Here is a 12,800-nt window from a genome sequence, read left to right as displayed (position 1 = left end):
CTAAACTGGAACAATGACTGCAACACTCGTGGCCAAGGACCTTGCCGGCGGCCACGCCCACCGAACCCTTTTCTCCTCCCTCAGCTTCACCGTCTCCCCCGGGGACGTCATCGGGGTGGTGGGGGCCAACGGCGCCGGCAAGTCCACGCTGCTGCGGCTGCTCGCCGGGGTGGACGAGCCGCTGGGCGGCACCGTCTCCTCCGCACCGGACGGCGCGTTCATCGGCTGGCTGCCGCAGGAACACGAGCGCATCGCCGGCGAAACCATCGACGCCTACTTGGCCCGGCGCACCGGCTGCGCCGCGGCCACGCACGCCATGGAATCGACCGCCGAGGCCCTGGGTTCCGGGGCTCCGGGTGCCGACGACGCCTATGCGGCGGCCTTCGACCACTGGATGGCAGCCGGTGCCGCGGACCTCGAGGACCGCGCCCCGGCCACGCTGGCCGAGCTGGGTCTCACCTTGCCCACCGACACGCTGATGACCGCGCTGTCCGGCGGGCAGGTCGCCCGCGTGGCCCTGGCCGCGCTGCTGCTGAGCCGCTTCGACTTGGTGCTGCTTGACGAGCCGACCAACGACCTGGACCTGGCCGGGCTTGAACGCCTCGAATCCTTCGTCTCCTCACTGCGCACCGGCGTGGTGCTGGTCTCCCACGACCGCGAATTCCTGGCCCGCTGCGTGACCCGCATCGTCGAGCTCGATCTGGCGCAGAACCAGGTCGCTGTCTACGACGGCGGCTATGATTCCTACCTGGAGGAGCGGGCCGTCAACCGCCGGCACGCCCGCGAGGCCTACGACGAGTTCGCCGACAAGAAAGCGGACCTGGTCTCCCGGGCGCGGACCCAGCGCGAATGGTCCTCGCAGGGAGTTCGCAACGCGATGAAGAAGAACCCCGACAACGACAAGCTCCGGCGCAAGGCCTCCAACGAGTCCTCGGAGAAGCAGGCGCAGAAGGTCCGCCAGATGGAATCGCGCATCAAGCGCCTGGACGAGGTCGCCGAGCCGCGCAAGGAATGGGTGCTGCAATTCGAGATCGCCGCCGCCCCGCGCTCCTCCTCCGTTGTCTCCACGCTCAACGAGGCAACCGTCACCCGCGGGGACTTCACCTTCGGCCCGGTCTCCGCCCAGGTCAACGCCGGGGAGCGGATCGGCATCACCGGTCCCAACGGGGCGGGCAAGTCCACGCTGCTGAACCTGCTGCTCGGGCACCTGGCCCCGGATGCCGGCTCGGCCTCGCTGGGCTCCTCGGTGGCGATCGGCGAGATCGACCAGGCCCGCAGCCAGCTGCCCGAGGATGCCGCGCTGGGAGATGCCTTTGAGCTCGCGGTTCCCGGGATGAACCCGGCCGAGGCCCGCACGCTGCTGGCCAAGTTCGGGCTCAAGGCGCACCAGAGCGCCTCGCTGGTCCGCGACCTGTCCCCCGGCGAACGCACCCGGTCGGGCCTGGCCCTGCTGCAGGCCCGCGGGGTCAACCTGCTGGTGCTGGACGAACCGACCAACCACCTGGATTTGCCGGCCATCGAGCAGCTCGAAGAAGCCCTGGAATCCTACGAGGGCGCGCTGCTGCTGGTGACCCACGACCGCCGGCTGCTGGACAACGTCCGGCTCGATGCCCGCTGGGAGGTCGACGCCGGGAAGGTGCGCATCGGCATCAATTCCTAAAGTTTCCGTTGCAGATTTCCCAACGTCCTGCCATGGAACTTCATGGCAGGACGCTCGATGAAACCCATGGCCTATTGTGCCGGTGCGGCGCTGCGGAGCAAGATGGTTTGGGCACGCGATGACGTTGCCCACCCCCTTCAGGCCGGTTCGTCGAAAGTGCTCCCATGAAGAAGTCCTTTGGCAAACGCACCTCCCAGTCCATGCTGCGCTCCGCGCCGGACAACCCTCCCGCGCTTGAGCTGACGGTGCACCCCTCCCGGGTGCCGGCCAACGAGGCACCCACCTGTGGTTCCTGTGGCTCCGGCGACTACCTGGTCTACGAGCACGTCGAGCTGCTGCTGGACCGGCGGCGAGTCCAGCCTCCCTGCTGGGACGTCGAGTTCTGGTGTGGGAAATGCGAGTCGTTCTACGGCATGCTCACCACGCAGGTGCCCGATGACCGTCGAGCCGTGCGGTTGGCCTCCGAGAACCCCCGCTACGTCAGTTACCCCGGGCCCGCGCCGGAATCCGGCGCCGGCACCAAGGTGTCCCGGGACGCGCGCACGCAGGTTCCCGGCCTTGATGGTGCCGCGCCGGTCGCCGCCTTCCACCTCGACCGGTCCACCGACCGGTTCAGTGGCGCCTTCGAGTAGCGCGGTGCCCGCGGTGCGCACCTTCGGAATCGAGCAGGAATTCTTCCTCATCAACCCCGCCACCGGGCAACCGGCGGTGCCCCGTCACCACGTCCACAACGAACTCATGGCCCTGGGCAGCGGCGGCACCCTCACGCACCCGGAGTTCCTGGCCTGCCAGGTGGAAAGCAGCACCCCGGTCTGCACCACGGGCGCCGAGGCGCTCGATGCGGTGGCCGGCGCCCGCCGCGGCCTGTCCAAGGTGGCCCGCGAAGCCGGGCTGCAGCTGGTCGGGCTGGGTACCCCGCCGCGGATCCCCGCGGGCCCGGCGGCCATCCACGCCTCGGACCGTTACCACGCGATCAACCGGTTCTGTCCGGGCATCGCCGCGGAGCAGTATGTCAGCGGCACGCATGTGCACGTGGGCATCGAGGACCTCGAGGCCGGCGTCCAGGCCATGAACTCGCTGCGCCCGTGGCTGCCGTTGCTCACGGCGCTGGGTGCCAACTCGCCGTTCTGGCGCGGCGCCGACAGCGGCTTCGCCTCCTGGCGCACCATCCAGTACCTGCGCTGGTCGGTGCACGGAATCCCCCCGCGCTTCGCCGATGCCCGGGACTACCTGGCGCGCATGGAATACCTGCTGGCCTCCGACGTGGTGCTGGATGCCGGGCACATCGGCTGGGGAGCCCGCCTCTCGACCCGCTTCCCGACCGTGGAGATCCGGGTGGCCGACGCCCAGCTTTGTGCCTCCGACGTCGTGGTGCTGGCGCTGGTGATGCGCGCCCTGGTGTCCGCCGGAATCCACAGCCCCGCCCGCATCCCGGACCCCGCACCCGAGGCGCTGGACATCGCCCAGTGGCAGGCGGCGAAGTTCGGGACCCGGGGAAACCACTATGACCTCGCCGCAGGATCCAAGTGCAGCCTGGACCGGCGCCTGGACGCGCTGCTGGACTACATCGGCCCGGAACTGAAAGTCAGCGGCGACACCGAAGTCGTGGGTGCCGGGCTGGCGCGCATCGCCGGCGAGGGCAATGGGGCGGCTGCCCAGCGGCGCATCTTCCGTGCCGGCGGGTTCGATGCGCTGATTTCCGAGGCCGGAGCCCGGCTCCTGGACTGAACCCGTCCCGCAGGCCCGTGCGCACGAGGCCACCCGGTGGTACCGGCCTTCCACCAGGCTATTGGATTGTTCCTGGCCTGGTTCCCGGCGAATATCCCTTCCCGCGCGTTCCCCGCGCGGGCGCACGTATCGGCGCCATGCGACTGAACCCTGGCCCGGGGCTCAGGCCCCGCCGGACAGTGCTTCTGCCACCCCCGGGATCCGTTCCCGGTAGTTCTGCAGCAGTTGCCGCGCGACGGAGATCGAGTCCACCAGCGGGTGGGCGGCCAACGCCCGCCAGGCCAGCGTCTCGCTCCTTTCGCGCGACGCGGCGATGACCAGCCGCTCCACGGCCTTGACCTGCTGCAGCAGCCCGAGCATCTCCCCGGTGACCGGCGCGATGGCCTTGGGCACGATGCCGGCGGCGCTGACGGTGCACGGCACCTCGATCACCGCGTCGTCGGGAAGCTCGGGAACCACGCCGCGGTTGGCGACGTTCAGGATCATGGTGGCCGGCGTCCCGCCCAGCAGCGCCGCCATCAAGTCCAGGGCTACCTGCTGGTAGCCCCCGCCCTCGATGTCCGCAGCCTCCCGGTTGGTGCGCTGGTCCTGGGGCCGGCTTTCGGCCATGTAGCTGGCCTCGCGTTCGTGCTTGGTGGCCAGCCAGGCTTCCAGCGCGCGCTCCGGGTGCGCGGCGGCATCTTTGTAGAAACCCGACTGCTGGCGGTGCAGGAACTCCCCGCGGGTGGGTTCCGGGCCGCGCAGCCGCGCCGTGGCCTCGCGCTGGAAGTAGTAGTAGTACAGGTATTCGTTGGGGATCGCGCCCAGCGCCCGGACCCAGTCCGGGCCCATCAGCCGGGCCTCCTCGATTCCTTCCAGCGCCGCGTCGTCGGCCAGCAGCGCAGGCAGCTTGTCCACCCCGTCCACCACCAGGGAGCGCAGCCAGCCCAGGTGGTTCAGGCCGACGTAGTCGAAGTCCACCTGCTCCGGGGTGGAGCCGATGGCGGCCACGGCCCGGCGCATCAGCCCGATGGGGGTGTCGCAGATCCCCACGACCCGATCCCCCAGCGCCTCGCGCATCGCCTCGGTGACGATGCCGGCGGGGTTGGTGAAGTTGATGACCGTGGCCTCCGGGGCGTGCCTGGCCACGCGTTCGGCCAGGTCCCGGGCGTGCGGCAGGGTGCGCAGGGCGTAGGCCAGACCGCCGGGCCCGGTGGTTTCCTGGCCGAGCACGCCCATCTCCAGGGCGACGCGCTCGTCCTGGATCCGTCCCTCGGTCCCGCCGATGCGCATGGCGGAGAAGATGAACCTGGCCCCGGCGACCGCCTCGTCCAGCGAGGCGGCGGTGGTGACCTTCGGGGGCGCGGGCAGGGAGGGGGCCAGCTGCGCCAGCACGGCCTCGATGGCAGCCACCCGCACCGGGTCGGAGTCGAAGAGGCACAGTTCGGTGATGCGCACGGCCTTGTTCCCGGCCGAGAGCGCCTCGAAGATCTGCGGGACCCTGAATCCGCCGCCGCCGATGATGGTCAGTTTCATGCCAGAACCACTTCGCTTCCTGATTTCCTGAATGCCTCGAGGGTGCGCGGATCGGCACCCCGGCTGGTCACCAGCGTGGTGATCCGTGCGGCGGTGCAGACGTCGCGGATCCCCACCCCGGGGAACTTGGTCTCGTCGGCCAGCAGCACGATCTTCGCGCTGGAGTCCAGGATGGCCTGCTTGACCGGCACCTCGATGCCGGTGGTGTCCTGCACCGTGCTGTCTTCCCTGATGCCGCTGCAGCCCAGGAAGCTGATGCTCGCCCGGATATTGGCCAGCGACGCCAGGGTCAGCGAGCCCACGAGCGAATGGTAGGAGCGGCGCAGCACCCCGCCGAGGATGACCAGTTCCACCTCGGGGTCGGTGCGCAGCTCGTCGAGCACCGCCAGGCTGGAGGTGATGACCGTGATCCTGCGCCCGCGCAGGGCCCGGGCCAGCATCGCGGTGGTCGTGCCGATGTCCAGCAGCACCACGTCGCCGTCCTCGACGAGCTCGGCGGCCCGGTTGGCGATCTTTTCCTTGGCCGGCGAGCTTCTGGCCAGCACCTCGCGGAAGTCGATCTTGTCCGAGTCCAGTGACCCGCCCCCGTGGACCCGGCGCAGGTGCCCCTCGGAGGAGAGCAGGTTCAGGTCCCGCCTGATGGTCGACGGGCTCACCCCCAGGTCGTTGGCCAGTTCCCGGACCGAGACGTCCCCGGCCTCCTGGATCCGGCGCAGGATCGAGCCCTGCCTCGCGCTTATCAGCATGCCCCCAGACTAACAGTCACCAATGAGCAGAACCGAGCATTTTCAATCACTTGTACCACCCCCTGGTGCGTGCTAACGTCCAATCAAGGGTGCGCCGCGCGCCCGGATGCCACCGGGAAGCCGGCGCGCGTCCCGGACCGCCCGCTGGCGGCGCAAGCAAGAGGAACCCACAGGTGAACACCGCATCCGAGCCCGGCACCGAACTCGACCTGTTCCTCACCGGCTCGCTCTTTTTCGACATCATCTTCACCGGCCTGCCCACCGCCCCGCAGCCCGGCACCGAGGTCTGGGCCGAGGGCATGGGTTCGGTGCCCGGAGGCATCGCCAACCTCGCGGTGGCCGCCGCCCGGCTGGGCCTGAGCACCGGGCTGTCGGCCGGCTTCGGGGACGACGCGTACGGTGCCTGGTCGTGGTCGCTGCTGGAGGAGCAGGAGGGCATCGACCTGAGCCGCTCGCGCGTCTTCGAGGGCTGGCACTCGGCGCTCACCGTCTCCCTGGCCCGCGGCGGGGACCGCTCCATGATCACCCACGGCCACCCGATGCCCCTCAGCGCCGCCGAGCTCATCGGCACCCCGCCCACCTCCAAGGCCATGATCGCCGAGCTGGCCATGCCGGGGCACGGGGAACCGTGGTGGATCGCCTCGCACCCGAAGCAGGGCAAGGTCTTCGCCGCGGTCGGCTGGGACCCGACCGAGAAGTGGGACACCTCCACGCTCAACGACCTGGAACTCTGCCACGGCTTCCTGCCCAACCACGTCGAGGCCATGGCCTACTCCCGCACCGACTCGCCCGACGCCGCACTCAGGGTGCTTTCCTCCCGCGCACCGCTGGTGGTCATCACCCGCGGCGTGGACGGTGCCATCGCCATCGACTCCTCCACCGGGGAACAAGCCAGCGTGCCCAGCCTGCGCGTGGCGGCCATCGACCCGACCGGCGCCGGGGACGTGTTCTCGGCCGGCATCGTGCTGGGCACCCTGGCCGGCTGGCCGCTGGAACGGCGGCTGCTCTTCTCCACGCTCTGCTCGGCCCTGGCCGTGAAGCACTTCGGCGGTTCCCTGGCCTCCCCGGGCTGGGGCGACATCGCCGACTGGTGGGAATCGACGAAGCTGCGCGCCCGGGAAAACGCCGAATGCGCCGACGTCGCCAAGCGCTACGGCTTCCTCGACGAGGTGCTGCCCCAACACAAGCCCAATGCCGTGCGCCGCGCCGAGGCCACCTTCGGGCTGCTCACCGAGGCAGAGGCCCACTACCGCCCGCACGGGCACGGGCCGCTGCCGCCCTCGCGCTGAACCCCGCTTCCACCCGCGGCCGCCGCCTTCCGCCGCAGCCGGCCGCACACCGATTTCCACCGCACCTTGCATGAAAGGACACACACCATGTCACCGAGAGGCAAAACCCGCACGCTGGCGCTGGCCGCCACGGCCGCCCTCGCCCTGCTGCTTTCGGCCTGCGCCCCCGGCTCCGAGGCCCCGGCCCCGTCGGCCCCGCAAAGCGGCGCGACCATCGAGACGGACGTAGCCAAGATGGGCGAGCAAACCCTCACCGTCTGGGACCAGGAGGTCCGCGGCGGGCAGAACGAGCAGATGACCAAGCTCAACGACGCCTTCGAGGCCAAGTACCCGAACATCACCATCAAGCGCAACTCCCAGTCCTTCGAGGACCTGGGCAAGACCCTGCGCCTGGCTTTGTCCGGCACCGACGCCCCCGACGTGGTCCAGGCCAACAACGCCCGCAACACCATGGGCGCGTTCGTCAAGGCCGGGCAGCTGCTGCCGCTGGATGACTGGGCCAAGGCCTACGGCTGGAGCGAGCGCTACCCGGCCTCGGTGCTGAAGTACTCGCAGTACTCCACCGACGGCACCACCTTCGGCTCCGGCTCTACCTACGGGCTGCCGCAGGTCGGCGAGGTCGTGGGCGTCTTCTACTCCAAGAAGAAGCTCGAATCCCTGGGCCTGGAGGTCCCGGCCGACTGGGCCGCCTTCGAAACGGCCATCGCCACCGCCAAGGACAAGGGCGAGACCCCGCTGCTGCTGGGCAACATCGAAAAGTGGCCCGCCGGGCACGTCTTCGGGCCCATCCAGGGCGCCAAGGTGCCCGCGGAACAGATCGAGAAACTCGGCTTCGGCAACGCCGGCGCCTCCTGGACCACCCCGGAAAACCAGGCCGCCGCGCAGACGCTGGCCGACTGGAGCGCCAAGGGCTACTTCAACAAGGGCGTCAACGGCACCGACTACGACGCCGCCTGGCAGAAGCTGACCAAGGGCGAGGGCGTGTTCCTGATGGGCGGCTCCTGGATGGCCGCGGATCTGGCCGATGCGATGGGCGATGACGTCGGGTTCTTCGCCCCTCCGGCCACCGCCGGGGAAGGCGCGCACACCACCGGCGGCACCGGGCTGCCGTTCACCGTGACCGCCAAGACCAAAAACGCGGACCTGGCCGCGGCCTACATCGACTTCATCACCAACGAGGACGCGATGAAGGTCCTGGCCGACACCGGGAACCTGCCGGTGCTCGACACCGCGGCGCACGCCCCGGCATCGGGCGTGCTCAAGGACGTGTACACCGCGTTCGAGTCCGTCACCACCGACGGGGTGCTGCTGCCGTACCTGGACTACGCGACCCCGACCATGGGAGAGACCCTCGGCGACTCGCTGCAGGGCCTGCTGGACGGCCGGATCGACGCGAAGGCCTTCACCGAGGCCATGGAAGCGGACTATGCGGGCTTTACCCAGGGCAAGTAGCACCATCGGCGCCCCTGGCCGGCACACGGCCCGCCAGGGGCTCGCCATCACCCCGTACCTCTTCATCGCCCCGGCCTTCATCGTCTACGCCTTGTTCATGCTCTACCCGCTGGCCCGCGCCGTGCACCTCTCGCTCTACGACTGGGACGGGCTGAGCCTGGCGACCTTCGTCGGGACGGGGAACTACACCGACATCCTGGCCGATACGCGGCTGCGCGCCGCCTTCGGCCATGCCGGCGCCTTCATCTTCTTCTACGCGGTGCTGCCGTGCGGGATCGGGCTGGTGCTGGCCGCGGTGCTGACCCGGGCCAAGGTCCGCGGGCTGGCCCTCTTCCGCACCCTGGTGTTCCTGCCCCAGGTCATCGCGATGGTCGTGGTCTCGGTGGCTTTCAAGCAGATCTACGCCCCCGACGGGCTGCTGAACTCCGTGCTGCGCTCCATCGGACTGGACGGGCTCACGCGCGCGTGGCTCGGGGACTACGTCTTCTCGCTGCCCGCCGTCGGGCTGATCGGCTCCTGGGTGTCCACCGGCCTGGTCACGGTGCTGCTGCTGGCCGGCATGGCCCGGATCCCGGCCGAGCTGTTCGAGGCCGCCCGGCTGGACGGCGCCGGCGCGGTGCGCGAGTTCCTCTACATCATCGTCCCCTCGGTGCGCGCCGAACTCACCGTGGCCCTCACGCTGACCATCGTCGCCTCGCTGAAGACCTTCGACTTGATCTACATGACCACCTCCGGCGGGCCCGGCTCCTCCACCACGGTGCCCAGCTACGAGGTCTACCGGCGGGCATTCGAGACCGGGCAGGTCGGATCCGCCGCGGCCATCGGCGTCACCCTGACCGTCATCATCTTCCTGGTCACCCTGGCCGTGAACCGGGTCTCGGAGCGCGGCGCATGAGGGTCTCGGCCACCGAGCGGACGCTGAACTATGCGATCCTCATCGGCTTCTCGCTGATCGTGCTCACCCCGGTGGCCTCCATCCTGGTCGCCGCGTTCGGCCCGGCCAACGCCTCGGCTGCCCGCGAGGGGGCCTTCCACCCGGGCAACTTCGCCACCGCCTGGGTGGAGGGGAGATTCGGGCAGTACATGGGCACCTCGGTGCTGGTGGCGGTGATCGTGGTGTCCCTGGCCGTGCTGCTCTCGATCCTCTCGGGCTACGCCTTCGGGACCATGTCCTTCCGCGGCGAACAGGTGCTGTTCTACCTCTTCCTGCTGGGCATCATGGTGCCGGCCGAGGCCATCATCGTGCCGCTGTTCTTCGACCTGCGCACCTTCGGGCTCACCGACACCGTCTGGGCCGTTGCGCTGCCGCAGGTCGCCCAGTCCGTCGCGTTCGGCACCTACTGGATGCGCGCCTACTTCAAGTCCGTGAACCCCTCGATCATGGACGCGGCGCGCGTGGACGGGGCCTCGAAGGGCCGGATCCTGATATCCATCCTGGTGCCCATGGGCCGCCCGGCGATCACCACCATGGTGGTGCTGATGTTCATGTGGACCTGGAACGAGTTCCTGATCCCGCTGGTGATGTCCCCCTCCGGGGAGTTCCGCACCGCGCCGCTGGGCCTGGCGTTCTTCCAGGGCCAGTACACCCAGGGCACCGCGCTGCTGGCCGCCGCCGCGGTGATGGTCGCGTTGCCCGTGGTCGTGCTGTACTTCCTGATGCAGCGCCACTTCATCAAGGGCATGCTGGAGGGTGCCGTCAAGGAATAACCGGCGCACAATGGGTGCATGAGGATCCTGCTGCAGACCGCGCGGCTGGTGTTGCGCGAATTCACCGCCGACGACGCCGGGGCCCTGGTGGAGCTCGATGCCGATCCGCGGGTCATGCGCTACATCTCCAACGGCACACCCACCCCGCGGGAGGAGATCACCGCGGAGCACATCCCCGCCTACCTGGCCTACCACCGGGCGGGTCCGGACTTCGGGTTCTGGGTGGCCCAGCTGCGCGGCACCGGCGCCTTCGCCGGCTGGTTCCACCTGCGCCCCGAACCCGGGTTCCCGGCCACGGACCCGGAGCTCGGCTACCGGCTCAGGCACGAATTCTGGGGCCGCGGGCTGGCCACCGAGGGCGCCCGCGCGCTGGTCGCCCACGGCTTCTCCGTTCCCTCGGTGACCCGCATCCATGCCAGCACCATGGCGGTGAACACCGCCTCGCGGCTGGTGATGGAGAAATGCGGGATGGACCTGGTGCGCCACTTCACCGCCGACTGGCCGGTGCACATCGACGGGGACGAGCTCGGCGACGTCGAATACGCGATCACCCGCGAACAGTGGCTGGCCCTGGAACCCGGGCCGCAGGAAGCCATGCCCGGGCCGTGATCCCCCGGCGTCCTGCCGGCACCCGGCGGGCTTCGGCCATGGGCCCGGGCCGCCACATCGTTTACGCTGAAGACCAGGGGGGCCGCTGCCGCGCTGCGGATCCCGACCGCCAGAAGGGGGAACACATCATGGGCACCACCCGCATCCACACGATCGGCCACTCCACCCACGGGATCGCCGAGTTCATCGAGATCCTCCGGGCCCACGGCATCGCCCGGGTCATCGACATCCGCACCATCCCCAAGTCCCGGCACAACCCCCAGTTCAATGGCGAGGAGCTGGCCGCGGCCCTGGCCGGCGCGGACATCGGCTACCACCGCGCCAAGGACCTCGGCGGGCTGCGCCCGACACATCGGGACAGCGTCAACGGCGCCTGGCGCAACGACTCCTTCCGCGGCTACGCCGACTACATGCAGACCGAGGAGTTCTCCGCGGGGATCGAGGACCTGCTGGACCTGGCCCGGGGCGAGGGCACGGCCATCATGTGCGCCGAGGCGGTGCCGTGGCGCTGCCACCGCTCACTGGTCGGCGACGCGCTGCTGGTGCGCGGCGTCGAGGTGCTGGACATCTTCTCCAGGACCAAGGCCACCGCGCACACGCTGACCTCCTTCGCCCGCGTCGAGGGCACCGCCATCACCTACCCGCCGACCGCGCAGGACCCGGGCGAGGGCACGCCCTAGCCTGGAGCGTCAGGGGGTTCGGCGCCGCAGCTGCCTGCTTCGCAGGGCCCGGGCCCGGGCACGCTTTTCGCGGGCATCGGGATTCATGTGCCGGCCCGTGTAGACCATTCCGAACCCGGCCACTGACGCCGGGGCGCCGATGAGCATCGCGAGCTGGAACGACCTGGCCTTCCGGCCCGGGAGCGCCGAAGCCTCGGGGGTGTCGATGACCATGCGCGTGGATCCGCCCATGTCGTACAGCAGGGGCAGTTGCCGGCCCACGACCCGGAGTCCGCTGTCCGTGGAGTCGTAGTGCTTCCATTCGGTTCTCGTGTGCACGCCGCGGATTTCCTGCTCGGTCACCGGGTAGTACGTGGTGCTTCCGCCGCCGGGCCGGGCGTGCGGCGTGGACGCGCGCCCGATCTCGACGATTTCGCCGATGGCCGGCGCCCCGTTCTGGCGCACCTCGACGTCGGCACGCTGGGCGGAGGCGGCGGAGGGCAGGTAGATGACGCCGCCGATCACCAGGAACAACCCGACATGGGCCGGGAAGAGCCCGATCGTCCACAGCCACATGCCCAACCGCTGACGCGGCGTCAACTTCTTGCGCTGGCGTTTTGGCGCCCGCCCGCCCGTGCGGTTCCGCTGTCGTCGTTTTCGCATCACGACTTCCATTGTTCCGCATTCGCGTGCCCGTTCCGGGACGGCTGCGCGTTTGCGCACCGCCGACTCCATCCAGGCCTCCCCCCTGCCGGGTGGACCAACCGCCACGGGCCAGCGTTACGCTGGGAGCCAGAACATTCCAGCGTCCACCGGAGGAGAACCCATGACCGGCCACGCATTCGTGCAGGTTGCGCAAGACATCGCCCGCCGCGCCCACGCCGGACAGCTCGACAAGTCCGGCGTCGACTACATCACCCACCCCGCGCGTGTGGCCGCCGGCGTGGCCAGCCACGGCGGGGACGACACCGCGGTGGCCGCGGCCTGGCTGCACGACGTGCTCGAGGACTGCGACGTCACCGCCGGGGACCTGCTGGAAGCGGGCATCCCGGCTCCGGTGATCGAGGCGGTCCGCGCCGTCACCAAGGCCGGGGGCGAAACGCTGGAGGACTACTGCGCACGGGTGCGCGCCAATCCCGTCGGGATGCTGGTCAAGCGAGCCGACATCGAGGACAACACCGACCCGGCCCGCACCGCGCTCCTGCCCGGGCATCTCCGTGTCCGCCTGGCCGCGAAGTACACCCGCGTCCGGGTCCTGCTCGGATTCCCGCAGCAGGGGTAGCCCCCTGGCACTCCGGCCGGTGTCCCCCAGGCAGGTCCGGGCCGCCGCCGGAATCCACCACGGGCCTTTGGCCCCTTGTCCGAAGCCGGTTCGGCGGCCAAGAATGGAAGCGTGCAGGGGCACCGGCACGCACCCACGGGATCGGGAGGGACC

General features: G+C 70.0%; 13 protein-coding genes. 10 read left to right on the top strand and 3 right to left on the bottom strand.

All coding sequences use genetic code 11. The annotated features are described in order from the left end of the window. Positions 1–13: 13 nt before the first annotated feature. From J2T21_RS20270 to J2T21_RS20260, 3 genes are all read left to right on the top strand, one after another. Positions 14–1,660, top strand: coding sequence for an ABC-F family ATP-binding cassette domain-containing protein (locus J2T21_RS20270; RefSeq protein WP_307583951.1), 1,647 nt, complete (start codon positions 14–16; stop codon positions 1,658–1,660). 164 nt (positions 1,661–1,824) lie between these two features. Further along, positions 1,825–2,292 carry a hypothetical protein gene (locus J2T21_RS20265; RefSeq protein ID WP_307583949.1) on the top strand — a complete coding sequence of 156 codons (468 nt, stop codon included), beginning with the start codon at positions 1,825–1,827 and terminating at the stop codon, positions 2,290–2,292. Positions 2,293–2,305: 13 nt separating this feature from the next. Beyond that, positions 2,306–3,388, top strand: coding sequence for a carboxylate-amine ligase (locus J2T21_RS20260; protein WP_307583948.1), 1,083 nt, complete (start codon positions 2,306–2,308; stop codon positions 3,386–3,388). Between the two features lie 162 nt (positions 3,389–3,550). Here J2T21_RS20260 and J2T21_RS20255 read toward each other — a convergent pair whose 3' ends face one another. Both J2T21_RS20255 and J2T21_RS20250 read right to left on the bottom strand, forming a co-directional pair. Continuing rightward, positions 3,551–4,903, bottom strand: a complete 1,353-nt coding sequence (locus J2T21_RS20255) for a 6-phospho-beta-glucosidase (protein WP_307583947.1) — start codon at positions 4,901–4,903, stop codon at positions 3,551–3,553. Next, on the bottom strand, positions 4,900–5,649 hold the full coding sequence (locus J2T21_RS20250; RefSeq protein ID WP_307583946.1) for a DeoR/GlpR family DNA-binding transcription regulator: 750 nt from the start codon (positions 5,647–5,649) through the stop codon (positions 4,900–4,902). Before J2T21_RS20250 ends, J2T21_RS20255 begins: the two co-directional genes overlap by 4 nt. A gap of 173 nt (positions 5,650–5,822) precedes the next feature. Between J2T21_RS20250 and J2T21_RS20245 the strand changes: the two genes are divergently transcribed. From J2T21_RS20245 to J2T21_RS20220, 6 genes are all read left to right on the top strand, one after another. Beyond that, complete coding sequence (locus J2T21_RS20245; RefSeq protein WP_307583945.1) at positions 5,823–6,938, top strand: PfkB family carbohydrate kinase; 1,116 nt, start codon at positions 5,823–5,825, stop codon at positions 6,936–6,938. A gap of 87 nt (positions 6,939–7,025) precedes the next feature. Then, positions 7,026–8,390 (top strand): ABC transporter substrate-binding protein, encoded by a 1,365-nt coding sequence (locus J2T21_RS20240; RefSeq protein WP_307583944.1) that lies wholly within the window; start codon positions 7,026–7,028, stop codon positions 8,388–8,390. Further along, entirely contained in the window at positions 8,365–9,285 is a 921-nt protein-coding gene (locus J2T21_RS20235) for a carbohydrate ABC transporter permease (protein WP_307583943.1), read from the top strand. The genes J2T21_RS20240 and J2T21_RS20235 overlap by 26 nt, the downstream gene beginning before the upstream one ends. Continuing rightward, positions 9,282–10,097: a carbohydrate ABC transporter permease gene (locus tag J2T21_RS20230; RefSeq protein WP_307583942.1), complete on the top strand. Its 816-nt coding sequence runs from the start codon at positions 9,282–9,284 to the stop codon at positions 10,095–10,097. The genes J2T21_RS20235 and J2T21_RS20230 overlap by 4 nt, the downstream gene beginning before the upstream one ends. 18 nt (positions 10,098–10,115) lie before the next feature. Beyond that, complete coding sequence (locus J2T21_RS20225; protein ID WP_307583941.1) at positions 10,116–10,706, top strand: GNAT family N-acetyltransferase; 591 nt, start codon at positions 10,116–10,118, stop codon at positions 10,704–10,706. Positions 10,707–10,834: 128 nt separating this feature from the next. After that, positions 10,835–11,386, top strand: coding sequence for a DUF488 domain-containing protein (locus J2T21_RS20220; protein WP_307583939.1), 552 nt, complete (start codon positions 10,835–10,837; stop codon positions 11,384–11,386). 9 nt (positions 11,387–11,395) lie between these two features. On the opposite strand, the gene J2T21_RS20215 is transcribed toward J2T21_RS20220, so the two are convergent. Continuing rightward, the gene (locus J2T21_RS20215) at positions 11,396–12,031 is read right to left on the bottom strand and encodes a hypothetical protein (protein WP_307583938.1); all 636 of its coding nucleotides are present in this window, start codon (positions 12,029–12,031) and stop codon (positions 11,396–11,398) included. Between the two features lie 160 nt (positions 12,032–12,191). Here J2T21_RS20215 and J2T21_RS20210 point away from each other — a divergent pair, with 160 nt between their 5' ends. Next, positions 12,192–12,647: an HD domain-containing protein gene (locus tag J2T21_RS20210; RefSeq protein ID WP_307583936.1), complete on the top strand. Its 456-nt coding sequence runs from the start codon at positions 12,192–12,194 to the stop codon at positions 12,645–12,647. Positions 12,648–12,800 lie beyond the last annotated feature (153 nt).

It is taken from the genome of Paeniglutamicibacter psychrophenolicus (assembly GCF_030812255.1).
Lineage (GTDB): Bacteria > Actinomycetota > Actinomycetes > Actinomycetales > Micrococcaceae > Paeniglutamicibacter > Paeniglutamicibacter psychrophenolicus_A.
Note: the sequence above shows the minus strand (reverse complement) of the source record. Positions and strands in the feature narration are given on the sequence as shown.

What these genes read in the sequence shown, in the direction of transcription:
- J2T21_RS20270 (WP_307583951.1), top strand. Translation starts at nt 14, where the DNA reads ATGACTGCAACACTCGTGGCCAAGGACCTTGCCGGCGGCCACGCCCAC.
- J2T21_RS20265 (WP_307583949.1), top strand. Translation starts at nt 1,825, where the DNA reads ATGAAGAAGTCCTTTGGCAAACGCACCTCCCAGTCCATGCTGCGCTCC.
- J2T21_RS20255 (WP_307583947.1), bottom strand. Translation starts at nt 4,903, where the DNA reads ATGAAACTGACCATCATCGGCGGCGGCGGATTCAGGGTCCCGCAGATC.
- J2T21_RS20250 (WP_307583946.1), bottom strand. Translation starts at nt 5,649, where the DNA reads ATGCTGATAAGCGCGAGGCAGGGCTCGATCCTGCGCCGGATCCAGGAG.
- J2T21_RS20240 (WP_307583944.1), top strand. Translation starts at nt 7,026, where the DNA reads ATGTCACCGAGAGGCAAAACCCGCACGCTGGCGCTGGCCGCCACGGCC.
- J2T21_RS20235 (WP_307583943.1), top strand. Translation starts at nt 8,365, where the DNA reads ATGCGGGCTTTACCCAGGGCAAGTAGCACCATCGGCGCCCCTGGCCGG.
- J2T21_RS20230 (WP_307583942.1), top strand. Translation starts at nt 9,282, where the DNA reads ATGAGGGTCTCGGCCACCGAGCGGACGCTGAACTATGCGATCCTCATC.
- J2T21_RS20225 (WP_307583941.1), top strand. Translation starts at nt 10,116, where the DNA reads ATGAGGATCCTGCTGCAGACCGCGCGGCTGGTGTTGCGCGAATTCACC.
- J2T21_RS20220 (WP_307583939.1), top strand. Translation starts at nt 10,835, where the DNA reads ATGGGCACCACCCGCATCCACACGATCGGCCACTCCACCCACGGGATC.
- J2T21_RS20210 (WP_307583936.1), top strand. Translation starts at nt 12,192, where the DNA reads ATGACCGGCCACGCATTCGTGCAGGTTGCGCAAGACATCGCCCGCCGC.